The organism is Cryobacterium algoricola, assembly GCF_004402485.1.
Lineage (GTDB): Bacteria > Actinomycetota > Actinomycetes > Actinomycetales > Microbacteriaceae > Cryobacterium > Cryobacterium algoricola.
Genome location: NZ_SOFG01000011.1, coordinates 903,075 through 928,434, shown reverse-complemented (window position 1 = coordinate 928,434; position 25,360 = coordinate 903,075). Strand labels below are relative to the sequence as shown.

The window sequence follows — 25,360 nt, the reverse complement described above, 5'->3', positions numbered from 1 at the left end:
GGGTCAGCCCTTTCCGTGGCTCACTGGGACTACAAATCCAAACGACGTCACGGCGTAGCGACGCTTGCGCTTCAGCGGAACGTCATCGACTCCGCCTTCGGCCCACGGATGACACCGGGCAAGACGGCGAGCCGCCAGACCGGACCCGATAACCAGGCCATGTTCCTGAACGGCACCGAGTGCGTACGCCGAACAAGAGGGATAGTACCTGCAAACGTCGCCATACAGCGGTGAGACCACCGCGCGGTAGACGCGCAGCAGCAGCACTCCGAGATTGCGTGGGATCAGAAGGATCCACACGAGGACCGACTTCATGAGGCTGACCTCATCGCAGACGCTGCATCACGAGGGCAGTCGTTCCGGCCGGCGATGCCCGGATCCGGTGGTGCCTGCCGCTTTTCGGCGCTCGAAACTCTGGAGCGCCTGGCCGACTTCGGCCTGAAGAACGGGCCAGTCCAATTCGTGCGCCGCCGGAAGTGCCCGGATGACGACATCCGTGCCGGGGTGCACCGAGGGGAGCAGACCGAAGCACGCCGCCTTCAGGCGACGGCGCATTCGGTTGCGCCGGACGGCGTTCCCCACGTTCTTGGCGACGATGAAACCGAACCGAGGGGGAAGCCCCTCGGAGTTGTCACGCAGGTACGTCACGAAATGCGGACCAACAACACGCACGCCACGGCGAACGACCATCTTGTAGTCGCTGCCGCTCGTGATGCGATTGGTCCCCGCGAGCACGGGAGTGCTTAGGCGGAAAGCTCGGTGCGACCCTTACGACGGCGGGCACCGAGGATTGCACGGCCGGCGCGGGTGCGCATGCGAAGACGGAAGCCGTGCACCTTGGCGCGACGACGGTTGTTCGGCTGGAAAGTTCTCTTGCTCATTGTGTGGTCTCCACGTATTGAATCTCCGCAGGCCAAAAAATGTAGAGCGGCCGGGAAAGAGTGAGGTAGCCCGCGGGCTGGGGTCAACTGATTAAAACTACGGCCTCAATCGGTGCTGGTCAAACCCGACGGCGGTAAACGGAAGATTCTGCACATCTTTTCGCGGTTTCCGGTGAACGACACGTACCGAATCCACAACAGAGTTGGCCGCCGCGGCCGTCATTGACTACCGTGAGGACAAGTTATCCACAGGCAGCCCCCATTGCCTGTAAAACACAGCCCGAATTGCACACAGGCGGTGGATAACCTTGTGGATGCTTTTGCTGAGGCCGTCGATTCGGCTCACACTGGTGTCGACTCTTCCGGCGATGCCGGGTGCATTCAACAAGTTTTCGACAGTACCGACAAACAGTATCGACAGACAGTATCGACAGAGGGAACAATGGCAGCCGAAGAACAACCGATCGCGGACACCTGGCGGGCAGTGCTCACCAGCCTCGAATCGGATGACACCATCACTCCCATGCTCTACGGCTTCCTCAACCTGGTCGAACCCAAGGGCATCGCCGCCGGCACCTTCTACCTCGAGGTGCCGAACGAGTTCACCGCGAGCATGCTCAACCAGCGGATGCGGGTTCCCCTGCTCGCCGCGATGGGCAAGTTGTCCGATGCGACCGCTGTGTCCACGTTCTATGTGGTCGTCAACCCGGAACTCGAGCAGGAGTCGCTCCGACCGGTCCAGGAGACCGCACTGCCGCGGGATGTCGAGACCCCGGCAACGCCCCAATCGGTTTTCGAGAGCGCGCCGCCCGTGGAAAGCCCGCACGACACCCGGCTCAATTCGAAGTACAGCTTCGACAATTTCGTGATCGGGCAGTCGAACCGCTTCGCACACGCGGCTGCCGTCGCCGTCGCCGAGGCGCCGGCCAAGGCATACAACCCGCTCTTCGTCTACGGTTCGTCCGGACTCGGCAAGACGCACCTGCTCCACGCCATCGGCCACTACGCCATGAGCCTGTACCCGGGCATCCGCGTGCGTTATGTCAGTTCCGAGGAATTCACCAACGACTTCATCAATTCGATCGCGAACAACCGCGGCTCGGCATTCCAGTCCCGGTATCGCAATATCGACATCCTGATGATCGACGACATCCAGTTCCTGCAGGGCAAGGCGGAGACCCAGGAGGCGTTCTTCCACACTTTCAACACCCTGCACGATCACAACAAGCAGGTCGTCATCACGAGTGACCTGCCGCCGAAGGCACTGACCGGCTTCGAAGACCGCATGCGCTCCCGGTTCGAGTGGGGCCTCATCACGGATGTCCAGGCACCCGACCTCGAGACCCGCATCGCGATCCTGCGCAAGAAGGCCCAGAGCGAGAAGCTCCAGGTCCCCCACGACATCCTCGAATTCATGGCGTCGAAGGTCTCGTCCAACATCCGTGAACTCGAAGGCACCCTGATCAGGGTCACCGCCTTCGCCAGCCTCAACCGGACTCCGGTCGACATGGACCTCGTCCAGACGGTGCTCAAGGACCTGATCACCCTCGACGAGGACAATGTGATCGCGCCGGTCGACATCATCACCAACACCGCCGACTATTTCAAGCTCACGGTCGACGACCTCTACGGCTCTTCCCGCTCCCAGGCGGTTGCCACGGCCCGTCAGATCGCGATGTACCTCTGCCGGGAACTCACCAATCTGTCGCTCCCGAAAATCGGCCAGTTGTTCGGCAACCGGGACCACACGACGGTGATGTATGCGAACAAGAAGATCAGCGAGCTCATGAAGGAACGCCGGTCGATCTACAACCAGGTCACGGAACTCACCAACCGCATCAAACAGGACCACCGCTACAAATAAGTGCAAAATCCCTCAGTTTTCACAGCTGTGGATAACCCTGTGGAAACTCGTCGGACAACTCGTGCGAATTTGTGGAAACTCCGGAAGGGCTTGTGCAAACTCCGCTCGCCGACAGGCTCGTCCTGAACCGGAAGCCGATTAACGCTCACAGGCTGCCCACAAGTTACATGTTTGTAGTTCCCAGTGAATGAGCCGCATCCACAGAGTTATCCACAGTTTCCACAACGGTTAAGAAGATTAACAAAAACTTAAACTTCTCTCTGGCCGACAACCTTTCCTCCGAAGCCGGAGGAAATCGAACGACGCAGAAGCCGTTGTGAGAACGACTACCATTGAGCCCAAACAGGTCTCCGACCGACAGGAGTGACTTCGTGAGATTTCAGGCCAACCGGGACGTTTTCAGCGAAGCCGTTTCATTTGCTGTCAAACTCCTTCCCCAGCGCACCACGCTGCCCATTTTGAGTGGTGTGCTGATCGAGGCAACAGCGACCGGCTTGATCCTCTCGTCATTCGACTACGAGGTCTCCGCACAAACGGAAATTGCAGCCGAGGTCGAAGAGACCGGTCGGGTTCTCGTCTCCGGTCGTCTCCTCGCGGAGATCGCCAGCCGGATGCCGAATGCTCCCGTCAGCTTCGTGACCAAGGATTCCCGCATCACCGTCAGCTGTGGAAGCGCGAGCTTCACGCTCCTGTCCATGCCTGTCGAGGAATATCCGAGCATCCCCGTCGTGAGCGGGCAAGCCGGCCTTGTTCCGGCCGAGGATTTCGCCGCAGCAGTCGCCCAGGTCGCCGTCGCCGCATCGCGTGACGATGTGACTCCGGTGATCACGGGCGTTCAGCTGCAGATCTCGGAGAACAGCCTGAGCCTCGTTGCGACCGACCGTTACCGCGTCGCCGTCCGGGAAATCGACTGGGATCCGGGCACGATGGTCGCCACGGACACCATCACCGCGCTCGTACCCGCCCGCACCCTGCAGGAAGTCGGCAAGACCTTCGGCCACAGCGGCACGATTTCCGTGGCGATCACCAACACCGACGATCGCGAACTGATCGCATTTACCGCGGACAAGAAGACCGTCACGAGCCTCCTGATCAAGGGGAACTACCCACCCGTTCGCAGGCTTTTCCCTGACCAGGTCGACAATTACGCCGTGATGAACACCGCGGAATTGATCGAGGCCACCCGTCGCGTCGCTCTCGTACTCGAGCGCGAAGCCGCGCTGCGTTTCAGCTTCACGACCGACGGACTCACTCTCGAAGCAGTCGGGTCGGAGCAGGCGCAGGCGAAGGAATCCGTCGATGCGATACTGTCCGGCGTTGAAACCGTCGTCTCCCTCAAACCGCAGTTCCTGCTGGACGGCCTCACGGCCGTGCACTCCGAATTCGTGCGGATCTCATTCACGAAGACGGAAAACCCCAACAAGCCGGGACCTGTCCTGATCACGAGCCAGAGTTCGCGTGACCAGCCGGGTGCGGACAGCTACAAGTACCTGCTCCAGCCGAACCTGCTGTTGCGCTAAGAACTGCGGTGCGGGTAACTCACCTGTCCCTGACCGACTTCCGCAACTATGCGCAGGTCGAGGTTCCGTTCAATCCCGGACCCAACCTCATCGTCGGGAGCAACGGCCAGGGCAAAACCAACCTGGTCGAGGCTCTCGGCTTTCTGAGCACACTGGGTTCGCACCGGGTGTCGACGACGGCGGCGATGATCCGGTCCGGCGAGGACGCCGCCATCATCCGGGCGAAGCTCGAATACAACGGCAGGGATCTCCTCGCCGAAGTGCAGATCAACCGGTCCGGACTGAACCGGGCGCAGGTCAACCGCTCGGTGATCAAGACGCGGGAGCTGCCGCGGTATTTCTCGAGTGTCCTGTTCGCTCCGGAAGACCTCGCGCTCGTGCGCGGCGACCCGTCGGGGCGACGCCGGTTCCTCGACCAGCTCCTGGTACTCCGGTCCCCTCGTCTGACCGGGGTGCTCGCCGATTACGACCGGGTGCTGCGGCAGCGCAACTCCCTGTTGAAATCCGCCAGGGCGTCCGGATTGCGCACAACCCAGCTCGGAACGCTCGAGGTCTGGGACGACCGTCTCGTGGAATTCGGTTCGGAGATCATCGACGAGCGGGCGAAGCTCACCGATGAACTCGGCGGTCCCCTTCGCTCTGCGTATGAGGCCGTCGTCGACGCCGATCACGGCCCGGCGCTGCTCGGCGCCCTCAGCATCCTCGGATCGGACGACACGCTCGGCAGCGACGAAGGCAGTGATGTCGGTACATCCTCCGGTGGATCGGCCGGCACCGCAGGGATCGCGAAGGAGGCCGGGGCGACTGCCGAGCTGTTCCGGGCGGCCCTTTCCGGCGTTCGCCGGAAAGAACTCGACCGCGGGATGACCCTGGTCGGCCCGCATCGCGACGATGTCGTCTTCATGCTCAACGCCCTGCCGGCGCGGGGATATGCGAGCCACGGCGAATCCTGGTCATTCGCCCTCGCGCTCAAGCTCGCGGCCGCCGAACTCCTGCGCAGGGATTCCGCGAGCGGGGATCCCGTCCTCATCCTCGACGACGTCTTCGCTGAACTCGACCAGTCCCGCCGCAGCCGCCTCGCGGCTGCGGTGCTGGGATTCGATCAGGTGCTCATCACTGCGGCCGTGTTCGAGGATGTCCCCAAACAACTGGCGGCGCACACCATTCATATCAACGCAGGGGAGGTCGTCGATGGCTGAGCAGAGCGAGGCCGCACGGGTCTACCTGCGGTTCAAGGATGTGTTCGGCGACCCGAACGCGAAGCGCGTGAAGGCCAGGCGCCGGGTACGGGACGACACCGGTTCGAGTGTTCCGTTCGGCATCGGCCGCGATCCACGTGGCCTCGGCGACACGATCGACTCCCTGACCATGCAGCTCGGGTGGAACTCACCCCTCGCGCAGTCGGAACTGCTCGCATCCTGGATCGAACTCGCCGGTGAGGAAACATCGAAACACTCCACTCCCGCCGGCATCGACGAGGGCGTGCTGACCGTGCACTGCGAGTCGACGGCGTGGGCAACCCAGCTCCGGATGATGCGCGTCGAAATCATGACGCACATCTCCGTCCGCTATCCGGACGCGGGCATCGTGTCAATCCGTTTTCAGGGACCCAACGCTCCCTCCTGGAAAAAGGGTCCCAGATCAATTCCAGGGCGCGGTCCACGCGATACCTACGGCTAGGGAGCCAAAACAGGTCAACCGACTAGGCAAAACGCGTCAGATCCCCGTTTATGGCCGGGAGGCCATGCCCTGTTTGGTAGACTCAAGGGTCGCCCGCGCGACGGTCAGGAGCTCCATAACAGATGTCAGTCGAACCATTGATCGAGCCGGAGCATGGATACGGCGCCGACGATATCCAGGTCCTCGAAGGACTTGAAGCCGTTCGGAAGCGCCCCGGTATGTATATCGGGTCGACCGGTCCCCGAGGTCTGCACCACCTGGTCTACGAGATTGTGGACAACTCGGTGGACGAGGCCCTCGCGGGATACTGCGACACCATCGGCATCGAGATCCTCGCCGACGGCGCCGTTCGCGTCGCAGACAACGGTCGCGGCATCCCCGTCGACATCCACAAGGCGGAGGGCCGTTCGACGGTCGAGGTCGTCCTGACCGTGCTCCACGCCGGCGGTAAATTCGGTGGCGGCGGTTATTCGGTTTCCGGTGGCCTCCACGGCGTCGGCAGCTCCGTGGTCAACGCGCTGTCTTCCCGGCTCGACGTTGCGGTCCGTCGCCAGGGCCACGTGTGGCGGCAGAGCTTCCACGACGGTGTCCCCTTCGCCCCGCTGAGCCAGGACGAAGCCTCCGAAGAGACCGGGACGACGATCACGTTCTGGCCGAGCGCCGAAACCTTCGAAACCACGGACTTCGACTTCGAGACCCTGCGGGCGCGCTTCCAGCAGATGGCGTTCCTTAATAAGGGACTCACTATCACGCTCACCGACGAACGACCGGAGCACCTCGACGCCGAGGGCGCCCCGATGCACAAGACCTTCATGTACGAGAAGGGACTCGTCGACTACGTCGAGTACCTCAACCGTGCCAAGAAGGCCGAACTCGTCAACGAAGAGATCATCTCCTTCGAATTCGAGGACCACGAACGCAAGATGGCCCTCGAAGTGGCCATGCAGTGGACCACCGCGTACACGGAGAGCGTCCACACCTACGCGAACACGATCAACACCCACGAGGGCGGCACCCACGAAGAGGGTTTCCGCGCGGCGCTCACGACCCTCGTCAATAAGTACGCCAGGGAAAAGGGCATCCTCAAGGAAAAGGATGACAACCTCACCGGAGACGATGTGCGCGAAGGCCTGACCGCCGTCGTGTCGATCAAGCTCGCCGAACCGCAGTTCGAGGGCCAGACCAAGACGAAGCTCGGAAACACCGAGGCGAAGTCCTTCGTGCAGAAGGTCGCCAACGACCAGCTGTCCGACTGGTTCAACCGCAACCCGATCTCGGCCAAGGAGATCATTCGCAAGGCGCTCCAGGCGTCGAACGCCCGGATGGCGGCGCGCAAGGCGCGCGAAACGGCTAGGCGCAAGGGCCTCCTCGAGGGTGGCGGCATGCCGGGCAAGCTCAAGGACTGCCAGAGCAAGGACCCGTCCCTCTCCGAGATCTTCATCGTCGAGGGTGACTCGGCCGGCGGCTCCGCGGTCCAGGGCCGGAACCCGGAGTATCAGGCGATTCTCCCGCTTCGCGGCAAGATCCTGAACGTGGAGAAGGCGCGGCTCGACCGTGCCCTCGGAAACGCCGAGGTCCAGGCCATGATCACGGCATTCGGCGCCGGCATGGGCGAGGAATTCAATCCCGACAAGGTCCGGTATCACAAGATCGTCCTGATGGCCGATGCGGATGTCGACGGCCAGCACATCACGACCCTCCTGCTGACCCTGTTGTTCCGCTACATGCGGCCGCTCATCGACCTCGGCTACGTGTACCTCGCGCAGCCGCCGCTGTACCGGCTCAAATGGACGAACTCCCCGCACGAATACGTCTACTCCGACAAGGAACGCGACGCGCTCCTCGCCGATGGCGCGGCAGCGGGCAAGCGGATCCCCAAGGACAACGGCATCCAGCGGTACAAGGGCCTCGGCGAGATGGACTACAAGGAGCTGTGGGAAACCACGATGGCGCCTGAGACCCGAACGCTGCTCCAGGTCACGCTCGACGACGCAGCGGCGGCGGACGAGATTTTCTCCACACTGATGGGCGAGGACGTCGAGTCCCGCCGCAACTTCATCCAGAAGAACGCGAAGGACGTGCGTTTCCTTGACATCTGACGACACCAACAACACCACCGGCAACACCACCAACGAGGAGCTCGCAGCGGAAGCCGCCGCGAAGGCGGCTCATCTCGAGCAGCACGGCAAGATCGACCAGGTCGACCTGCAGCTCGAAATGCAGCGCTCCTACCTCGACTACGCCATGAGCGTCATCGTCGGGCGTGCGCTTCCCGACGTGCGTGACGGCATGAAGCCGGTGCACCGTCGCGTGATCTACGCCATGTTCGACGGCGGGTACCGCCCGGACAAGGCGTTCAGCAAGTGCGCGCGCGTCGTCGGTGACGTGATGGGCCAGTTCCACCCCCACGGTGACTCGTCCATCTACGACGCCCTCGTCCGGCTGGTCCAGCCCTGGAGCCTGCGCTATCCGCTCGCGCTCGGCCAGGGCAACTTCGGCTCTCCCGGAAACGACGGCGCAGCCGCCCCGCGGTACACCGAAACGAAGATGGCCCCGCTCGCCCTCGAAATGGTGCGCGACATCGACGAGGACACCGTCGATTTCCAGGACAACTACGACGGTCGCACCCTCGAACCGACCGTGCTCCCCTCGCGCTTCCCGAACTTGCTCGTCAACGGTTCCGTCGGCATCGCGGTCGGCATGGCCACCAACATCCCGCCGCACAACCTGCGCGAGGTCTCCGCCGGCGCCCTGTGGTACCTGCAGAACCCCGATGCGACGCGCGAGGAGCTCCTCGAAGCGCTCATCCAGCGGATCAAGGGACCCGACTTCCCCACCGGCGCGCAGATCCTCGGGATCAAGGGCATCCAGGATGCCTACCGCACCGGTCGCGGCTCCATCACGATGCGCGCCGTCGTCAGCATCGAAGAGCTCCAGGGCCGCACGTGCCTTGTGATCACCGAGCTGCCGTACCAGGTCAACCCGGACAACCTCGCGATCAAGATCGCCGACCTCGTCAAGGACGGCAAGATCGGCGGCATCGCCGACATCCGCGACGAAACCTCCGGCCGCACCGGCCAGCGCCTCGTGATCGTGCTCAAGCGCGATGCCGTCGCGAAGGTCGTCCTGAACAACCTGTACAAGCACACCCCGCTGCAGGAGAACTTCGGCGCGAACATGCTCGCGATCGTCGACGGAGTGCCGCGCACGCTGCCCCTCGACGGCTTCGTCTCCGCCTGGGTCGACCACCAGGTCGACGTCATCGTGCGGCGCACCCAGTTCCGGCTCAACAAGGCCGAGGCGGACGCGCACATCCTGCGCGGCTACCTCAAGGCGCTCGACGCCCTCGACGAGGTGATCGCGCTCATCCGCCGGTCTCCGACCGTCGAGGACGCCCGCACCGGCCTGATGGAGCTCCTGGACGTCGACAAGCTCCAGGCCGACGCCATCCTGACGATGCAGCTGCGCCGCCTCGCGGCCCTCGAGCGTCAGAAGATCATCGACCAGGCCGCCGAACTCGAGCTGCAGATCGTCGAGTTCCAGTCGATCCTCGCGAGCCCGGAACGCCAGCGCACGATCATCAGCGACGAGCTCACCGAGATCACCACGAAGTTCGGCGACGACCGCCGCACCGAGATCATGTTCGGCTTCGACGGCGACATGTCGGTTGAGGACCTCATCCCCGAAGAGGAGATGGTGGTCACGGTCACCCGCGGCGGCTACATCAAGCGCACCCGCAGCGACAACTACCGCAACCAGCACCGCGGCGGCAAGGGCGTCAAGGGCGCCCAGCTGCGCGCGGACGACGTCGTGGAGCACTTCTTCGTCACGACGACGCACCACTGGCTGCTGTTCTTCACGAACACCGGGCGGGTCTACCGCGCCAAGGCGTACGAAGCACAGGAATCCGGCCGGGACGCCAAGGGCCAGCACGTCGCCAACCTGCTCGCACTGCAGCCGGGTGAGGAGATCGCGCAGATCCTCGACATCCGCGACTACGGGGCGGCCCAGTACCTCACGCTCGCCACGCGCGACGGCCTGATCAAAAAGACGGCGCTGAGCGAGTACGACACGAACCGCACCGGCGGCATTATCGCGATCAAGCTGCGCGAGGGCGACGAGCTCGTCTCCGCGCTCCTCGTCGAAGAAGACTCCGACCTGCTGCTCGTGTCCCGGAAGGGCATGTCGATCCGGTTCACCGCGAGCGACGAGGCCCTGCGACCGATGGGCCGGAGCACCTCTGGCGTGATCGGGATGCACTTCCGCGGCGATGACCGCCTGCTCGACGCATCCGTTGTCTCGGACGACGGCTACGTGTTCGTCGTGACGGAGGGCGGCTATGCCAAGCGCACAGCGGCCGACCAGTACCGCCTGCAGAACCGTGGCGGACTCGGCATCAAGGTCGCAAAACTCAACGATGATCGCGGGGACCTCGTCGGGTCCCTTATCGTGGAGGACGAGGACGAAGTACTCGTGGTCCTTGCCAGTGGCAAGGTGGTACGCTCTGACGTCGCAGAAGTCCCCGCCAAGGGACGGGACACGATGGGCGTCGTCTTCGCTAAGTTTGCGGAAGAAGACCGGATCATCGCGATTGCGAAAAACTCCGAACGTAACCTGATCGCCGAGGATACTGCGGACGAGCCGGAGAGCGATTCGGGAGAGGAAGAACCGTTAGATGAGTAGTGTTGCTGAAAAACTTGCCAAGAAGTCCGGCCGGAGACCCACTGCGACAACAAAGCAGGTGCGGCTCAAGCTGGTCTACATCGACTTCTGGTCGGCGGTGAAGTTGTCGTTCCTGATCGCCCTGTGCCTCGGTATCGTGACCATCGTCGCGACCTTCCTGATCTTCACGGTGCTCAACGGCACCGGGATCTTCGGGAAGATCGACACCCTGTACGCCGATATCGCCGGTTCGTCCTCCGATCTGGCCAGCATTCTCTCCATCGGTAATGTCATGGGCTTCGCCGTCGTCGTGGCGGTGCTGAACACGGTCGTCATCACGGCCCTGGGCGCCGTCTACGCCGTGCTGTACAACCTGAGCGTGAAGATCACCGGCGGACTGCTCGTCGGCTTCACGAACAACTAGCACCACCCGTTTCACCCGCGTCACCCGATTCACCCGTTTCACCTGCTTCACCCGTGTCACCGCCGCTCCCAATCGGGCAGGCTCCGATCTGATCGGCTGCTCGATTGGGAGAAACCGGAGGTTTCCGGTAGTCTCAAATCTGCCCAATAAGGGGGATATAGCTCAGTTGGTTAGAGCGCTTCACTGATAATGAAGAGGTCCCAGGTTCAAATCCCGGTATCCCCACGCAGTAGCAGTTTTATGTAGTCCTGGCCGTTCCGGCCATCACGCCCGTGAATGTGCGGGGCCATAGCTCAATTGGTAGAGCGCCTGCTTTGCAAGCAGGAGGTCCGGGGTTCGATTCCCCGTGGCTCCACAATCCGCAGCAATCTCGCAGTAGAACGACAGAAGGCCCGCATCCAGTGGATGCGGGCCTTCTGTGTATCTGTCTGTGTCTGTTACGACCTGAGTCGGTTACGACTCGACGGAGGTAGCAGTCTTGGGCTCGTCGTCGGCGACCCAGAGCTCGTCGTCGGCACGGAACGTCTGCCAGACGGCGTATGCGACGCCTGCGGCGGCGGCCAGGGCGACACCGAGCGCGATGTATGCGCCGGCACCCGGGCCCTTCTTTTCGATCACAACGGGCTGCTGGAAGTGCAGGCGGCTGAGAGCGGCGCGAACGCGGGCGTCCCTGGCGACGTCTCCGACGCTCATGACGGTGCCGATCGCGCTGCCGATACCGGGAAGCACCTTGGTGACGACCTGGTTGCGTACACCGTCGGCCAGATCCTGGGTGGCCTGGACCTTGGGGCGAACGACCTGGTCGTAGCTCTCGCGGACCCGGGGAACGACTTCCTCGCGGGTGAGTACCCCCGCCTGGTGTGCGGCTTCACGTGCAAGCACGTTTGCCCGGTCGAGAACCTCCTGCTGGTGGTTCCACAACTCGTCTGCGCTCTTGCGCAGCTTCGTAAGTTCCTTGCGGCGCTTGCGTGACAGGCTCATCTGGACCCTCCATCGATGTCATGTGGCGAACACCATCCATCTTGCCACGCAATACCGTAAGAGGGCTTCGGATGCCGCGGACGGTCAGAATCAGCCTGCGCGCCTGTGCAAGAATTGACCCCATGTCAAAGCACACCGCCGTCGCAACGCTCAATACATCGCTCGGACCGATCAAGGTCAACCTCTTCGGCAACCACGCGCCGAAGACGGTCAAGAACTTCGTGGGCCTCGCCACCGGCGAGATCGAATGGAAGCACCCCGGCACCGGCAAGGTCTCGAAGACTCCCCTCTATGACGGCACCGTCTTCCACCGCATCATCAAGGACTTCATGATCCAGGCCGGCGACCCGCTCGGCCAGGGCACCGGCGGCCCCGGCTTCCAGTTCGACGACGAGATCAGCCCCGACCTCGACTTCACCCAGCCGTACGTCTTCGCGATGGCCAACGCCGGCATCCAGGGCGGTCGCGGCACCAACGGCTCGCAGTTCTTCATCACCGTCGTCCCGACCACGTGGCTGCAGGGCAAGCACACCATCTTCGGCGCCGTCGAGGACGAAGCCTCCCGCGCGATCGTCGCGAAGCTCGCCACCGTGCCGACCGATGGCCGTGACCGTCCCCTCACGGAGGTCGTCATCGAGTCCGTCACCGTCGAGCAGGTCTAGGCCCACTTCGAATGACTGACCTGCCCGGATCCGCAGCCAATTTCTGCTATCGGCATCCGGGCAGGCAAAGTTTCATCCTCTGTCAGCGCTGCGGCCGCACCATCTGCCCGGAGTGCCAGACCCAGGCCGCCGTCGGTGTGATCTGCCCCGAGTGCATGAAGGAACAGCGGCAGAACGCCCCGCGCACTCGCCCGGCCCTCCTGTCCCGGATCTCGTCGAGCCGTGGTCCCGTCGTCACCTACGGCATCATCGGTGTCACCTTCGCGGTGTTCCTGCTGCAGCTCCTTCCCGGATTCGACGTGACGAGCGCATTGCTCTACGCCGGCATCTACTCGTACCCCGGCAGTTTCGAGCCGTGGCGGATGCTCACGAGCGTGTTCGTCCACTCGACCGGCTTCATCTTCCACGTGCTTCTCAACATGTACACACTGTGGATCTTCGGCCAGATCCTCGAGGGCATGCTCGGCCGTGGCCGCTTCCTCGCCCTGTACCTGCTCAGCGGGCTCGCGGGTTCCCTCGGGGTGTTGTTCCTGGCCGGTCCGCTCACAGCCGTCGTCGGGGCATCCGGTGCCATCTTCGGATTGATGGGCGCATTCCTGGTCATCCAGAGACGACTGGGAGGCAATTCGACACAATTGCTGATCCTCGTCGGAATCAACCTCGTGATCGGCTTCGTGCCGGGCCTCAATGTCGCCTGGCAGGCGCACGTCGGCGGCCTCATCGGCGGAGCGATTCTCGGTCTGATATACGTGCAGACGCGGCGCAGCAAGCACCAGTCATTGCAGAACTGGCTTGTCGCAGGTTTCGCGCTCGTTCTCGTCGCCCTGAGTTTCGTCAAGTTCCTGGGCTGAAAGTTATCCACAGGTCTGTCCACAACTGGGGATAATTACACCGGTGTAATTGGTCCCCAAACAGGGGGTAACCGAGAGGTTAACGCCAGCGGGTGGTCATCAGGAAGCCGATGAAGGCGATCCCGAATCCGACGAGAATGTTCCAGGAACCGAGGCTGCCAATCGGCAGCGTGCCCTGGCTCACGTAGAAGACAATGATCCACGCCAGCCCGATGAGCATGAAGCCGAACATGACTGGTTTGAACCAGACGGCGTTCGGGGCGTCCTCGCCAGAGCGAACGACCTCGGTGCGGGCGGGCTTAGTGCGGGGATTCGTTCGAGCCATGCCTGCGATTCTAGCGCCATTGCCCCTCGGGCGACCTCGCCAGGGCTTGCCGGGCGCCTCTGCCGATTAGAATCGGAACCATGTCCGACGCCACCCCGCCCGCCGCGCCAGCGGAGAGTCGTCGCGCGCGACGAGCACTCCGGCGCCGCAAGCCGGTGAGCGTGATCGGTGTCTTCGGTGAAGTGCTCATCACGGGAGGCGTGCTCGTCTTCCTCTTCATTGCCTGGCAGCTGTGGTGGAACGACCTCGTCGTCGCCGGTGAGCAGTCCAGCGCGGCCAACCAGATCAGCCAGCAATGGATCGACGACGCGCAGGCGGCCAGCTCGACGCCGACACCCACGCCGACGAATACGCCGACTGCAGCTCCTGCGCAGCCGTCGGGCTTCGGAACTCCCGTGGTTGCCGTTGCCCCTGCCGAGGCACAGCCGTTCGCCGTGCTCTACGTGCCGCGCTACGGCGCCGCGTATTCGCGCACCATCGCGGAGGGCGTCGGGCTCAATGTGCTCAACAGCCCGCGGCTGGGTATCGGGCATTACCCGGGCACCCAGATGCCGGGCGAGGTCGGGAACTTCGTGGTGGCGGCGCACCGAAGTGCCAATGGCGGCGGCATGCACCTGATCAACGAGCTTCAGCTCGGCGATCCCATTTTCGTGCAGACGGCCGACGGGTATTACACGTACCGGTTCCGTGACCTGGAATACGTGCAACCGACCGACGTCGGCGTCCTCGCCGCCGTCCCGCACGCGCCGGGGGCGACCGCGACCGACCGCATCATCACCCTCACGAGCTGCAACCCGCTCTACTCGACCGCGGAACGCATCATCGCCTACGGTGTCTTCGACTCCTGGCAACCCATCTCGGCCGGCCCGCCAGCGGAACTTGCCGCCATCATCGCGGCCCAGGCCGCGGGCTAGGAGGCTCATCATGTACGCAGCACTGTGGCGGGTCCTTCCCGGCCCCCTCTGGCTCCGCATCCTCCAGGTGCTGGTGCTCATCGCTCTTGTCCTCTTCGTCCTCGCCACGTGGGTGTTCCCGTGGGTGGACACCATCGTCAACAGCCAGGAATCGACGGTCGGCACGCCATGACCCGCATACTCGTCATCGACAATTACGACAGCTTCGTCTACACCCTCAACGGGTACCTGATGGAACTGGGGGCAGAGACCGAGGTCGTGCGGAATGACGCATTCCCGCCGGCGGAAGCCGCTGCGCGCATCGCTGAGTTCGACGGGGTGCTGCTCTCGCCGGGGCCGGGGAAGCCCGCCGACGCGGGAGTGTCCATTGCCGTCGTCCGGGCCGCGTTCGAGGCCGGCTCGCCGCTCTTCGGCGTATGCCTGGGTCATCAGGCGATCGCGGAGGCCTTTGGGGCCACGGTGACGAACGCCGAGGAGCTCATGCACGGCAAGACGAGTCAGGTCACGCACGACGACAGCGCGTTCTACGCCGGCGTTCCCCAGCCCTTCACTGCGACGAGATACCACTCGCTCGCCGTCGTCGATTCCACGGTCCCGAGTGACCTCGTCGTGACCTCGCGCACGGCTGGAGGCGTGATCATGGGACTCCGGCACGCATCCGCTCCGATTCTCGGTGTGCAGTTCCACCCTGAATCGGTCCTCACGGAGGGTGGCTACCTCATGCTGGCCAACTGGCTGGCCCTCACCGGCCTCCCTGAGGCCCAGGAGACCGCACGGGGACTCCACCCCATCCTCAAGCTGTCCTAGCGTCACCTCCGCGCGGCTGTGCTCTTCCGTGCCGCGCTGCGGTCGCACGAGTGTGGTGGATGCCGGGTGCGAAGGTGAGCCAGCCAGTGCCTTGGTCAGTCGAGTCTGTCTTGATCTGATGTTCAGTCGCGGTTGGGTGGTCCGGTCAGGACCTGATGGGCGCGGTGTCGGTTCGGTGGCCGCCAGAGTCGTTGCGGATCGATCAACCCCGGAGCCCGCACTTGCGGTGACCCCTTGACCATGCGGATCTCCCACCCCGAGGTATCGATCGTGTGGTGATGGAACCAACACAAGAGGACCCCGTTGTCGACATTCGTGGGTCCGTCTTTCGCCCACGGCTTCACATGGTGCACTTCCGCCCAGTGCGCGGGCGCTTTGCAGCCGGGGATGATGCACCCGCCGTCCCGGGCGGTGATCGCCCGCCGCTGCGCCCGGTTGAAATACCGCCGTTCGGGGCCGAGTTTGAGGACCTGGTTGTTCTCGCCGAACAACACCCCCTGGAAGCCGCCGTCGCAGATGCGCTGATGCACCGTCTTCAGCGACACCGGGGCCTCGACCCCGTCGATCCACCCCACACCAACCCCGCTCGCGAGGTCGGCCGCGTTCACGTGCACCAACACCGTCGGAGCGGACCCGCCCATGCTGGGCGTGTCCTGGTCGCGGGCGGCATGTTCGAACAGGGCCCGGAGGATGTCCGCGCGCTTCTCCCCGCTCGTGCGGGTGTCCTGGCGGCGTTCCCGCAGCTCGGCTTCGATCACATCAAGCTCCGGGCCCGTGCCGTCGTCGCCTGCGGTTTCGGCGCCGGGGATCATCTGCCCCGAATCCATCAGCGCCTGCTCTTCCTCGGTGGGGAATGCGGGCCGGGCGTGGAAACTGAGGAACGCGTCGAAGAGGGTGTTCATCATCCCGAACAGTTCCGGCGTCACCCCACCCTTCACCGGGTACAACCCGTTCTTGAGTTGGCCGAAGCCGATGTTCGACTTCGCCTCGAACACGTCCTCCTGCGGCAGGACGCCGTCGGGGTCGAGGAAGGCCTGCCACTGCAACACCATCCCCCGGATCAGATCCGTGGTTACCGGGACACCCGCTCCGGCCAAATCCTCGGTCTCCGGTGTGATCCGCCCCGCCGCCGTGGCGACCAGAGCACGTTCCGCCGTGAGCAGGTCATCCGGCGCCACCCGGTGACTGATCGTCTGCAGCCCCGCCACGATCAGCTCCGCCGTCTCCACCCCGATCTCCCCCGCCGTCAGGGCGGCCCCAACGGTCGGGAACAACGGCGGCAACCAGCTGCTCCCACCGCACGGCCGCGGCAACACCGCGTCCCCGAGCTTGGTGCGTCGCTTGACCTCCCGGGCCGACACCCTCGTCACCCGGGTGAGGACGTCCCAGGGGCCCTTGCAGCCCATCTTCCACGCCAACCCATCCCGGCCGAGCACCCGGGCCCGCCGATCCACATCCGTCGCGGTGTTCACCCGGGCCGCATCCACCGTCCGCCCGATCGCCTCGACCGTGCTGAGCGCCGTCACGGCTTCCGTATCGCTGAGCAGTCCGACCGGGATCGCGGCCAAGGCCTCCGCGAGAGCCGCCTGGGCCTCGAGGAGCCGGGCGACAGCATCCGCATGCACCGACGGCACAGACCCGGCCAGCCCCTCCGCACCCTCGAAGCCCTCAGTAATCGCAACCGGATGAGCCGACTCGACCGACGACTCAGCCGACGACTCGGTGGAGGCGAGGCCCGCCCTGGTGGGATGATCCCCCGCGGCCCCGGAACCGGGTGTCTGCGGGGTGTGTGACTGTGGATCCGAAGCTCCTGCCATACCCCGATTCTAGACCAAATCGAACACGAATGCGAGACTTCCTCACTTGATTTCCGTCTGCACGCTCCGAAATTCAAACCTGAAAACGAGTGAGCCTGCGCGGGTGGTGGCTAACTCCGGAGATTTGCCCGGGCAGGCACTGCCGGCCCGCCGACCAGTGCGGCCGATCCACCCCGGCTGCACGGATCTCCTGAGTTAGTCACGGCGGCGGCGGTCAGCGGGGTGCATGCTCTCGGGAGCCTTGTGCACCCCTGCATCCTGACCCTGCTGACCTGATTCGCCGTGCGCGCCCTCACGTTGCCAAAGCGGGTGCGGCGTCGGTTCACTCCGCTCAGGCCAGCCGGTCACCCGCTGTCGCGGGCCGGGCCGGGCCGGGGAGGGTAAGGCGGGGAGCTACTTGGCGCAGTAGGTGAGTGAGACTTCGGACTTCTGTTGCACGTCGCCGGGGGCCTGGGATTGCTTGGTGACCGGTGAGCCCGGCTGGCTCGCACAGGTGGTGTCCGGGGTCGGCATCGGAACGAGCTGCACGCTCGGGCTCTGCAGGAGCTCACTCGCCGCCGTCAGCGACTGGCCGACGAGGTTCGGCAGGCTGACGAGGCCGCTGGAGATGAAGAGATTGATGGTGTCGCCGGTCTGGGCGCTGGCCTGAAGCGCCGGGTCGGTACGCAGCACAAGGTTGGGTGCGATCGTCGCCGAGTTCTCCTTGGTGATCGAACCTGGCACGAGCCCGAGAGCACTGATCGCGGCCTGGGCATCGGCGATCGGCAGGTTCGTGACGTCCGGGACGGTCACGGGCTGCGGACCCGTTGACACGTAGACCTTGATCACATCGGTCGGCTGGGCGATCGTTCCGGCCGGTGGGTCCGTACGCGTGACCTTGTCCTTGGGGACCGTCGCGCTGGCCTCCTGGGCCATCGTGGCGGCGAGGTCGGACTCGATGAGGGTGTTCTGGGCGGCCTCGTAGCTCTCACCGACCAGTGAGGGTACCTTCCGGGAATTGTCCGGGAGATCGCTGCTCGGGGTGAGGCTGAAGGCCCAGATCATCACGGAGAGCACGATCACGATGACGCTGAGGATGCCGGCCCAGATCCAGATGACCGGAGGGCGTCGCTGGGTGCGCACCATCGTGGCGTCCTCGGCGAGCTGCTTGAGGGCGAGCTCCGATCCGGAGGTTGCCGTCGGCGGCGTACCGAAAAGGCTTGCGGAGGCTTCGTCGACGGGGCGGTGCAGCGGGATCACGCCGGAGCCGGCGATCTCGACATCCGTTCGGAATTCGACGGCGCTCTGGTACCGGGCGAAACGGTCCTTTTCCAGGGCTCGCATCACGACGACGTCGAGCGCCGGAGAAATCTTGGGATTGATCGAACTCGGGGTGACCGGTGTCTCGCTGACGTGCTGGTAAGCGACGGCGACCGGGGTGTCGCCGCGGAAAGGGGTGCGGCCGGTGAGCATCTCGAAGAGGACGACGCCGGTGGAGTACAGGTCGGTGCGTGCGTCGACGGATTCGCCCTTGGCCTGTTCCGGGGAGAAATACGAGGCGGTGCCGAGGATCGCTGTGGTCTGGGCGACCGTTGTCGAGGAATCCGAGATGGCCCTCGCGATGCCGAAGTCCATCACCTTGACCTGGCCGGTCTTGGTGATCATGATGTTGCCGGGCTTGATATCGCGGTGCACGACGCCCGCGCGGTGCGAGTACTCGAGCGCCGTCAGGACGCCGTCGATTATTCGCACGGCTTCGGTGGGCTGGACGGGTCCTTCGCGGATGATGTCCTTGAGCAGGCGTCCGTCGACGAACTCCATCACGATGAATGGAATCTGCGACTCGAGGCCGCCGGGTTCTCCGACGGTCTCCTCGCCTGCGTCGAAGACGCGCACGATCGTGGGGTGCGCCATCCGTGCCGCGGCCTGCGCCTCCTGGCGGAAACGGGTGCGGAAGGCGGGGTCGGCCGCGAGGGAGGACTTCAGGAGTTTGATCGCCACCGTGCGGCCGAGCCGCGCGTCGGTGCCGATGTGTACGTCGGACATGCCGCCGCGACCAATGAGTGCCCCCACTCGATAGCGACCTGCGAGCAGGCGGCCTTCATCACTCACAGACTCACTCCCACTCTTGTCGACCATCGTCCCCTGGTCACCCAGATCTTGGCTATTTTACCTGAAGTGCCCGGCCTTCCTTACGGGGCGATCACGACATCCGTCGAGGAGGGCGACCAGCCGGAGGCGACCTGGCCGCAGTAGTACAGGAACTTGACCGTCACGGGCCCGGGCGCCGCTCCCGCGGTGACCGTCGCCGTGGTGACGCCGGCTGCGGTCGGGTTTGCTGAGGCTACGGCGCCGCCGGTGGCCTCGAGCTTGTACCCGGCCAGAGTCTGACCGGCAGGGCAGGACTGGGCTGTCCAGTTGTAGGTGACGGTGCCGCCGGGGGCAACAGTCGTCTTGTCCGCCTTCGGAGCCGCGGTCGGGGTGTCCGGCACGAGGGCGGGCGCGTAGACCGTGACGGTGATCTTCTCGCCCTTCTTGACCGGGCCCGTCGGGTTGACCTTGTAGACCGTGTCGACGACCTGAGTGGCCGGGTCGACCGAGGCGTTGCCCGTGACGACGTCGGCGACGAAGCCCAAACCCTGGAGCATGGTGCGGGCTTCCCCGCTCGTCTTGCCGATGAATTCGGACTCGGTCACCTCCGCCGTTGTGGGCGTCGGGGTCGCACTCGGCGTCGGACTCGGCGTCGCACTCGGCGATGGAGTCTTGGACGGCGTCGAGGAGGGAGTGCTCGACGTGCTCGACGTCGTGACCGGGGTGCTTCCGCTGTTCTGCTGGGAAACGAACGCGATGATGCCGCCGATGAGAACCAGAGCCAGCAGTGCGATCAGGGCGATGAGCGGCCAGGTCCACGGGCTGGGCTTCTTCTTCTTGGCTTCCGCGGCCTCGGCCGCTGCCGTCGACGCGCGAGTGACGGGCGGCAGGCCGGAGGGAAGCAGCGTGGTGGCCTGTGCGTTCGCGCCGGCACCGGGCATCAGCATCGTCGCCATGGTGGGGGTGACCCCGTTCATGACGGCGGGAACCGAAGCGGCCGCGAGTGCGACATCACCGCGGCGCAGGGCGGTTGCGGCCCTGGCGAGGTGGGCCGCCGACGCCGGGCGATCCGCCGGGTTCTTGGCGAGGCAAGAGATGACGAGGTTGCGGACCGGCTCGGAAATCGTGTCGGGCAGGTCAGGAGCGATCTCGTTGATCTGCGCCATCGCGATGGCCACCTGAGACTCTCCCGTGAACGGGCGGCGTCCGGCGAGGCACTCGTATGCGACGATGCCGAGTGAGTAGATGTCGGTCGTCGGGGACGCCGAGCGACCGCTCGCCTGCTCGGGCGAGAGGTACTGCACGGTGCCCATCACCTGACCGGTCGCGGTGAGCGGAACCTGGTCGGCGATACGGGCGATGCCGAAGTCGGTGATCTTGACCCGGCCGTCCGGGGTGATCAGCAGGTTCCCCGGCTTGATGTCCCGGTGTACGAGTCCAGCGGCGTGCGCGGCGTGCAGGGCGGATGCCGTCTGCGCGACGATGTCGAGGACCTTGTCGGTCGGCAGGACGTGCTCGCGCTCGAGGATCGTCGACAGGGCTTCGCCGGGAACGAGTTCCATGACGAGGAAGGCGCTGCCGTCTTCTTCGCCGTAGTCGAAGACATTGGCGATGCCTTCGTGGTTGACGAGAGCGGCGTGACGGGCCTCGGCGCGGAAGCGCTCAAGGAAGCCCGGGTCACCGAGATACTCGTCCTTCAAGATCTTGATGGCGACGGTACGACCGATCACGAGGTCGACGGACTGCCAGACCTCGCCCATCCCGCCGATGGCGATCCGGGACTTCAGTTCGTAGCGTCCCCCGAAGGTGAGCCCTGCTGTGGGTCTCATTTGTTCAGCACCGCCTCTAGTACCTGCTTTGCAATGGGTGCGGCGAGCAAATTGCCGTACCCCTTCTGGCCAAGACCTCCGCCATCCTCAACGAGGACGGTGATCGCGTATTTTGGATCTTCTGCGGGAGCAAAACCGGTGAACCAGAGTGTGTATGGCTCGTTAGTTGCGTTCTCGGCCGTACCCGTTTTTCCCGCCACGTTGACCCCGTCTATTCTTGCATTGCTTGCCGCGCCATCCGCGACGTCATTGACCATCATCTGGGTCATCGTGGCCGCGGTTGCAGCGCTGATCACCTGTTTCACCGTCTTCGGCGTGAAGCTTTCGAGCGGGCTCAGATTGGGGGCGATGATTTCCTCCACGAGGTTCGGCGCCATCTGCACCCCGCCGTTCGCGATCGTCGCCGACACCATCGCCATCTGCATGGGCGTTGCGCGCACCTCGTACTGCCCGAACGCCGACAGTGCGGTCTGTGCGTCGTCGAGGACCGTGGGGTACACGCTCATCGCGACATCGAGGGGAACCGAATAGCTCGTGTTGAACCCGTACTTCTCGGCCATCTCCCGGATGGCTGTCGCACCGAGCTGCAGCCCGAGCTCGGCCATGGGAATGTTGCACGACAGGCGCAGCGCCGTGGCGATCGTGACCGTGTCGCCGCTGCCGCAGGTGCCGCCGCCGGAGTTGATCACGACGGAGGAGCTGCCGGGCAGAGTGAAGGTCGGCAGGTTCGGGAAGGCACTGTCCGGGGTGAACTTGCCCGATTCGATGGCAGCGGATGCGACGACGAGCTTGAAGACGGACCCGGGAGGGTTGAGCGCATCGATCGAACGGTTGATCAGGGGGTTGCCCGGGTCGTTCACGAGGCCCTGGTAAGTGTCGGTGACGGCCTGGTCGTCGTGCACGGAGAGCAGGTTCGGGTCATAACTCGGCTTGGACACCATGGCCAGGATCCGGCCGGTCTTCGGCTCGGTGACGACGACGGAACCGGTGAGGTTCCCCAGGGCATCCCAGGCGGCCTGCTGGGCGACGGGGTCGATCGTGACCTCGACGGATGCGCCCTTGGATGCCTGCCCGGTGACGAGGGAGTTCATCTGGTCGAAGAACTGGGAATCCGAGGTGCCGCTGAGTTCGCCATTGAGCGCGCGCTCGAGCCCGGTCGCCGCGCCGTTGACGGGCAGGAAGCCCGTGACAGGGGCGTAGAGGGCGGCGTTGCTGTACGTGCGCAGGTACTTGTAGTTGTCCTCGGTCGGGACCGACTGGGCGATCGGGGTGCCGGCAACGAGGATGGCGCCGCGCTCGACCATGTAGCTGTCGTAGAGCGTGCGGGTATTGCGGGAGTCCGCGGACAGGCTCTCGGCCTGGAAGACCTGGATGACCGTCGTCGAGGTCAGCAGGGCGACGAACATCAGCATCACGACGATGCTCACGCGCTTGAGTTCGCGATTCATCAGACCACCAGCCGGGGTTGGTTGCGGACGGTGTCGGACAGGCGCAGCAGGAGCGCGACGATGATCCAGTTGGCGACGAGCGAGGATCCGCCGGCCGCGAGGAAGGGTGTCGTGAGCCCCGTGAGTGGAATGACCCTGGTGACACCGCCGATGACGATGAAGCACTGCAGGGCGACGACGAAGGAGAGCCCGACACCGAGGAGCTTGCCGAAGTCGTCGTGCCCGGCGAAGCCGATGCGGAAGCCGCGGGCGACGAAGAGCAGGTACAGGGCCAGGATCGCGAACAGCCCGGCGAGCCCGAGCTCCTCGCCGAGGCTCGCGATGATGTAGTCGCTCTGCGGTACCGGGGTGATCTCGGGACGCCCCTGGCCGAGGCCGGTTCCGAGAAGTCCGCCCTTGGCGAGCCCGAACAGGCCCTGGACGAGCTGGTAGCTGCCGCCGTCCGCGCCGTACACGTCGGGGTTGAGCGCATCGAGCCAGTTCTGGAACCGGCCGTGCACATAGTCGAGGGTCTGGCTGGCGATGATCGCGCCGCCGATGAAGAGGGTCATGCCGAGCAGGACCCAGCTGAGTCGGCCGGTCGCGATGTAGAGCATGACGAGGAACAGACCGAAGTAGAGCAGGGCCGTTCCGAGGTCGCGCTGGAAGATGATGACCGACATCGAGAGGGCCCAGAGCACCAGGATCGGCCCGAGGTCGCGCAGTCGTGGGAACTTCATCCACAGCACCTTGCGGCCGACCATGGAGAGGCTGTCCCGGTTGCGGACCAGATAGCCGGCGAAGAAGATCGCGAGGGCGATCTTCGCGATCTCACCGGGCTGGAAGGTGGCGAACGAGCCGATGCCGATCCAGACCCTGGCGCCGCTCACCTCGCGGCCGAGTCCGGGGACGAGCGGGAGGAGCAGCAGGATGACCGCGACGAACCCGGACACGTACGTATAGCGGAAGAGCACCCGGTGGTTGCGGATGACGAGCATGACCGTGATGGCACAGGCGATCGCGAGGCCGCTCCACACGGTCTGGCGCACTGCCGCACTGTCCCAGCCGGCGTCGCCGTTTGCGATATCGATGCGGTAGATCATCGCGATTCCGATGCCGTTCAGGAGCGTCGCGATCGGCAGGATGAACGGGTCGGCGTCCCGCGCCACGAAGCGCAGCACGATGTGCAGGCAGAGCACGAGGCCGGACAGGCCCGCGCCCAGCACGACGAGGGTCGTATCGATGTGCCCGAGCGCACCGAGCTGGACGAGCACGACGGCCGCGGCGTTGATCCCGCAGGCGACGAGCAGCAGGAAGAGCTCGACGTTTCGCATCTTCTGCGGCAGATGCAGTCTCCGGGTACTCCCCGGCTTGGACTTCGGAGCGCGCGCGGGGGCATCCGCTGCCCGTGAATTACTCATTTTTAGCCTTGGTCAGGCGTTCGATCACGAGGCGGGCCTCGTCGAGTGAGGAGGCGCTGATGGTCTGCTCGACCTGCTGCCGGTCGTAGACCCGCAGGTCGGTGACCTGGAGCGGGGTCTCCTCGTAGACGGAGTGGAGTGAGATCGGCCCGAGGTCCTGTTGGACGCCGCGGAAGATCGCGACCGTGCTGCCCTCGACGCCGACGTAATAGCGGGTCTGGGTCCACTGATACCCGAGGACTCCGCCCCCGACGAGGGCGACGATGAGCAGGATGACGCCGGCGAGCCAGGTGGCCTTGCGGCGGCGGGCGCGGCGGGCGTCCTCCTCGATGAGTTCGGTGAGGTAGTCCTGGGAGTCGGGCTCGAAGTGGGTCTCGCGAACGGGGTGCAGGCGCAGACTCGACATCCGCAGGGCCCGGCTGCGTCCGGGTTCTTCGCCGAAGGCCAGCGGGGCGGATGCCGACCCGACGACGACGGGGGTGTCGACGCGTTCGTCCGGCGCACCGATGTCGACGACGACGATCGTGACGTTGTCGGGGGCTCCGCCGTCGAGGCTCTCCTTGACGAGACGATCGGCGACGCCCTGCGGGTCGAGGCCGGTCGAGAGCGCGGCCGCGATGCTCGCGTTGGAGACGACGCCACTCAGTCCGTCGGAGCAGATCAGCCAGCGGTCTCCTGCGAAGGTCGCGAGGATCGAGGTATCGATCTCGGGGGCCGCCTCGACGTCGCCGAGTACGCGCATCAGGACCGAGCGGCGCGGGTGCACCATCGCCTCCTGCTCGGTGATGCGGCCGCTGTCGACGAGACGCTGCACGAAGGTGTGGTCGATCGTGATCTGGGAGAGCTCGCCCTCACGCAGAAGGTAGATCCGCGAGTCGCCGATGTGGGCGATCGCAACCTCGTCGTTGAGGACGACGAGGGCGCTGACGGTCGTGCCCATTCCGGTCAGCTCGGTGTGTTCGTAGACCGTCTCGGCGAGGAGCGAGTTCGCCGCGATGAGCGCGGCCTGGAGCGCGAATTCGGCGTCCTGCGGGCTCTGGTAGTCCCGGTCGGCCTCGATGATGCGCTTGGTGGCGATCGCGGAGGCGACGTCGCCGCCCGCGTGCCCGCCCATGCCATCGGCGACGAGGAACAGGTGCTGGCCGGAGTAGCCGGAGTCCTGGTTGTTGGACCGGATCCTGCCAACGTGGGACGCGGCCGCGCTGTGACTGACTGTCGCCATGGA

Annotated in this window: 23 protein-coding genes and 2 tRNA genes; 14 read left to right on the top strand and 11 right to left on the bottom strand. The window is 64.8% G+C overall.

Translation table 11 applies throughout. The features are described 5' to 3' along the window. Nucleotides 1–3 precede the first annotated feature (3 nt). From yidD to rpmH, 3 genes are read right to left on the bottom strand one after another with little or no spacing between them, the layout of a single operon-like run. The gene (yidD, locus tag E3O44_RS11030; protein WP_134534763.1) at nucleotides 4–315 is read right to left on the bottom strand and encodes a membrane protein insertion efficiency factor YidD; all 312 of its coding nucleotides are present in this window, start codon (nucleotides 313–315) and stop codon (nucleotides 4–6) included. A gap of 27 nt (nucleotides 316–342) precedes the next feature. Then, complete coding sequence (gene rnpA, locus E3O44_RS11025) at nucleotides 343–735, bottom strand: ribonuclease P protein component (protein WP_166792618.1); 393 nt, start codon at nucleotides 733–735, stop codon at nucleotides 343–345. Nucleotides 736–743: 8 nt separating this feature from the next. After that, the gene (rpmH, locus tag E3O44_RS11020) at nucleotides 744–881 is read right to left on the bottom strand and encodes a 50S ribosomal protein L34 (RefSeq protein WP_010204566.1); all 138 of its coding nucleotides are present in this window, start codon (nucleotides 879–881) and stop codon (nucleotides 744–746) included. A gap of 442 nt (nucleotides 882–1,323) precedes the next feature. On the opposite strand from rpmH, the gene dnaA reads away from it, so the two are divergent. The 9 genes from dnaA (at nucleotide 1,324) to E3O44_RS10975 (ending at nucleotide 11,386) form a co-directional block, all read left to right on the top strand. After that, nucleotides 1,324–2,745 (top strand): chromosomal replication initiator protein DnaA, encoded by a 1,422-nt coding sequence (gene dnaA / locus E3O44_RS11015; protein WP_134534762.1) that lies wholly within the window; start codon nucleotides 1,324–1,326, stop codon nucleotides 2,743–2,745. A gap of 371 nt (nucleotides 2,746–3,116) precedes the next feature. Beyond that, nucleotides 3,117–4,265 carry a DNA polymerase III subunit beta gene (gene dnaN / locus E3O44_RS11010; RefSeq protein WP_134534761.1) on the top strand — a complete coding sequence of 383 codons (1,149 nt, stop codon included), beginning with the start codon at nucleotides 3,117–3,119 and terminating at the stop codon, nucleotides 4,263–4,265. 8 nt (nucleotides 4,266–4,273) lie between these two features. Further along, nucleotides 4,274–5,464 (top strand): DNA replication/repair protein RecF, encoded by a 1,191-nt coding sequence (gene recF, locus E3O44_RS11005; protein ID WP_134534760.1) that lies wholly within the window; start codon nucleotides 4,274–4,276, stop codon nucleotides 5,462–5,464. Further along, complete coding sequence (locus tag E3O44_RS11000) at nucleotides 5,457–5,945, top strand: DciA family protein (protein ID WP_134534759.1); 489 nt, start codon at nucleotides 5,457–5,459, stop codon at nucleotides 5,943–5,945. Before recF ends, E3O44_RS11000 begins: the two co-directional genes overlap by 8 nt. 122 nt (nucleotides 5,946–6,067) lie before the next feature. Then, nucleotides 6,068–8,044, top strand: coding sequence for a DNA topoisomerase (ATP-hydrolyzing) subunit B (gene gyrB / locus E3O44_RS10995; protein WP_134534758.1), 1,977 nt, complete (start codon nucleotides 6,068–6,070; stop codon nucleotides 8,042–8,044). Between the two features lie 91 nt (nucleotides 8,045–8,135). Continuing rightward, complete coding sequence (gene gyrA, locus E3O44_RS10990; RefSeq protein WP_255454374.1) at nucleotides 8,136–10,628, top strand: DNA gyrase subunit A; 2,493 nt, start codon at nucleotides 8,136–8,138, stop codon at nucleotides 10,626–10,628. Further along, the gene (locus E3O44_RS10985) at nucleotides 10,621–11,031 is read left to right on the top strand and encodes a DUF3566 domain-containing protein (protein ID WP_134534757.1); all 411 of its coding nucleotides are present in this window, start codon (nucleotides 10,621–10,623) and stop codon (nucleotides 11,029–11,031) included. The genes gyrA and E3O44_RS10985 overlap by 8 nt, the downstream gene beginning before the upstream one ends. Before the next feature lie 151 nt (nucleotides 11,032–11,182). Further along, nucleotides 11,183–11,256, top strand: a tRNA-Ile gene (locus E3O44_RS10980). 57 nt (nucleotides 11,257–11,313) lie between these two features. Beyond that, nucleotides 11,314–11,386 (top strand) — tRNA-Ala (locus tag E3O44_RS10975). A 98-nt stretch (nucleotides 11,387–11,484) separates the two neighbouring features. Here E3O44_RS10975 and E3O44_RS10970 read toward each other — a convergent pair. Further along, nucleotides 11,485–12,012 carry a hypothetical protein gene (locus E3O44_RS10970; RefSeq protein WP_134534756.1) on the bottom strand — a complete coding sequence of 176 codons (528 nt, stop codon included), beginning with the start codon at nucleotides 12,010–12,012 and terminating at the stop codon, nucleotides 11,485–11,487. 122 nt (nucleotides 12,013–12,134) lie between these two features. Between E3O44_RS10970 and E3O44_RS10965 the strand changes: the two genes are divergently transcribed. Next, nucleotides 12,135–12,674, top strand: a complete 540-nt coding sequence (locus tag E3O44_RS10965) for a peptidylprolyl isomerase (RefSeq protein ID WP_134448572.1) — start codon at nucleotides 12,135–12,137, stop codon at nucleotides 12,672–12,674. A gap of 11 nt (nucleotides 12,675–12,685) precedes the next feature. After that, nucleotides 12,686–13,525, top strand: coding sequence for a rhomboid family intramembrane serine protease (locus E3O44_RS10960; protein WP_134534755.1), 840 nt, complete (start codon nucleotides 12,686–12,688; stop codon nucleotides 13,523–13,525). 79 nt (nucleotides 13,526–13,604) lie between these two features. Here the strand turns inward: E3O44_RS10960 and E3O44_RS10955 are convergent, their stop codons facing one another. After that, on the bottom strand, nucleotides 13,605–13,850 hold the full coding sequence (locus tag E3O44_RS10955; protein WP_134534754.1) for a cell division protein CrgA: 246 nt from the start codon (nucleotides 13,848–13,850) through the stop codon (nucleotides 13,605–13,607). Nucleotides 13,851–13,930: 80 nt separating this feature from the next. Here E3O44_RS10955 and E3O44_RS10950 point away from each other — a divergent pair, with 80 nt between their 5' ends. Genes E3O44_RS10950 through E3O44_RS10945 form a run of 3 tightly spaced genes read left to right on the top strand, consistent with a single transcriptional unit; the run spans nucleotide 13,931 to nucleotide 15,571 of the window. Next, nucleotides 13,931–14,764, top strand: coding sequence for a class E sortase (locus E3O44_RS10950; protein ID WP_241976250.1), 834 nt, complete (start codon nucleotides 13,931–13,933; stop codon nucleotides 14,762–14,764). Nucleotides 14,765–14,774: 10 nt separating this feature from the next. Continuing rightward, nucleotides 14,775–14,936 carry a hypothetical protein gene (locus E3O44_RS19235; protein WP_166787341.1) on the top strand — a complete coding sequence of 54 codons (162 nt, stop codon included), beginning with the start codon at nucleotides 14,775–14,777 and terminating at the stop codon, nucleotides 14,934–14,936. Next, nucleotides 14,933–15,571 (top strand): anthranilate synthase component II, encoded by a 639-nt coding sequence (locus E3O44_RS10945; RefSeq protein ID WP_134534753.1) that lies wholly within the window; start codon nucleotides 14,933–14,935, stop codon nucleotides 15,569–15,571. Before E3O44_RS19235 ends, E3O44_RS10945 begins: the two co-directional genes overlap by 4 nt. A gap of 122 nt (nucleotides 15,572–15,693) precedes the next feature. Here E3O44_RS10945 and E3O44_RS10940 read toward each other — a convergent pair whose 3' ends face one another. The 6 genes from E3O44_RS10940 to E3O44_RS10915 all read right to left on the bottom strand — a co-directional run bounded on the left by E3O44_RS10940 (nucleotide 15,694) and on the right by E3O44_RS10915 (nucleotide 25,357). Then, entirely contained in the window at nucleotides 15,694–17,388 is a 1,695-nt protein-coding gene (locus E3O44_RS10940; protein WP_134534752.1) for an HNH endonuclease signature motif containing protein, read from the bottom strand. A gap of 393 nt (nucleotides 17,389–17,781) precedes the next feature. Then, entirely contained in the window at nucleotides 17,782–19,506 is a 1,725-nt protein-coding gene (gene pknB / locus E3O44_RS10935; protein WP_134534751.1) for a Stk1 family PASTA domain-containing Ser/Thr kinase, read from the bottom strand. 53 nt (nucleotides 19,507–19,559) lie between these two features. Beyond that, complete coding sequence (locus E3O44_RS10930; protein ID WP_134534750.1) at nucleotides 19,560–21,287, bottom strand: serine/threonine-protein kinase; 1,728 nt, start codon at nucleotides 21,285–21,287, stop codon at nucleotides 19,560–19,562. Beyond that, nucleotides 21,284–22,735: a peptidoglycan D,D-transpeptidase FtsI family protein gene (locus E3O44_RS10925; RefSeq protein WP_134534749.1), complete on the bottom strand. Its 1,452-nt coding sequence runs from the start codon at nucleotides 22,733–22,735 to the stop codon at nucleotides 21,284–21,286. The genes E3O44_RS10930 and E3O44_RS10925 overlap by 4 nt, the downstream gene beginning before the upstream one ends. After that, nucleotides 22,735–24,135, bottom strand: a complete 1,401-nt coding sequence (locus E3O44_RS10920) for an FtsW/RodA/SpoVE family cell cycle protein (protein ID WP_134534748.1) — start codon at nucleotides 24,133–24,135, stop codon at nucleotides 22,735–22,737. The genes E3O44_RS10925 and E3O44_RS10920 overlap by 1 nt, the downstream gene beginning before the upstream one ends. Next, complete coding sequence (locus E3O44_RS10915) at nucleotides 24,128–25,357, bottom strand: PP2C family protein-serine/threonine phosphatase (protein WP_134534747.1); 1,230 nt, start codon at nucleotides 25,355–25,357, stop codon at nucleotides 24,128–24,130. Before E3O44_RS10915 ends, E3O44_RS10920 begins: the two co-directional genes overlap by 8 nt. Nucleotides 25,358–25,360: the final 3 nt, after the last annotated feature.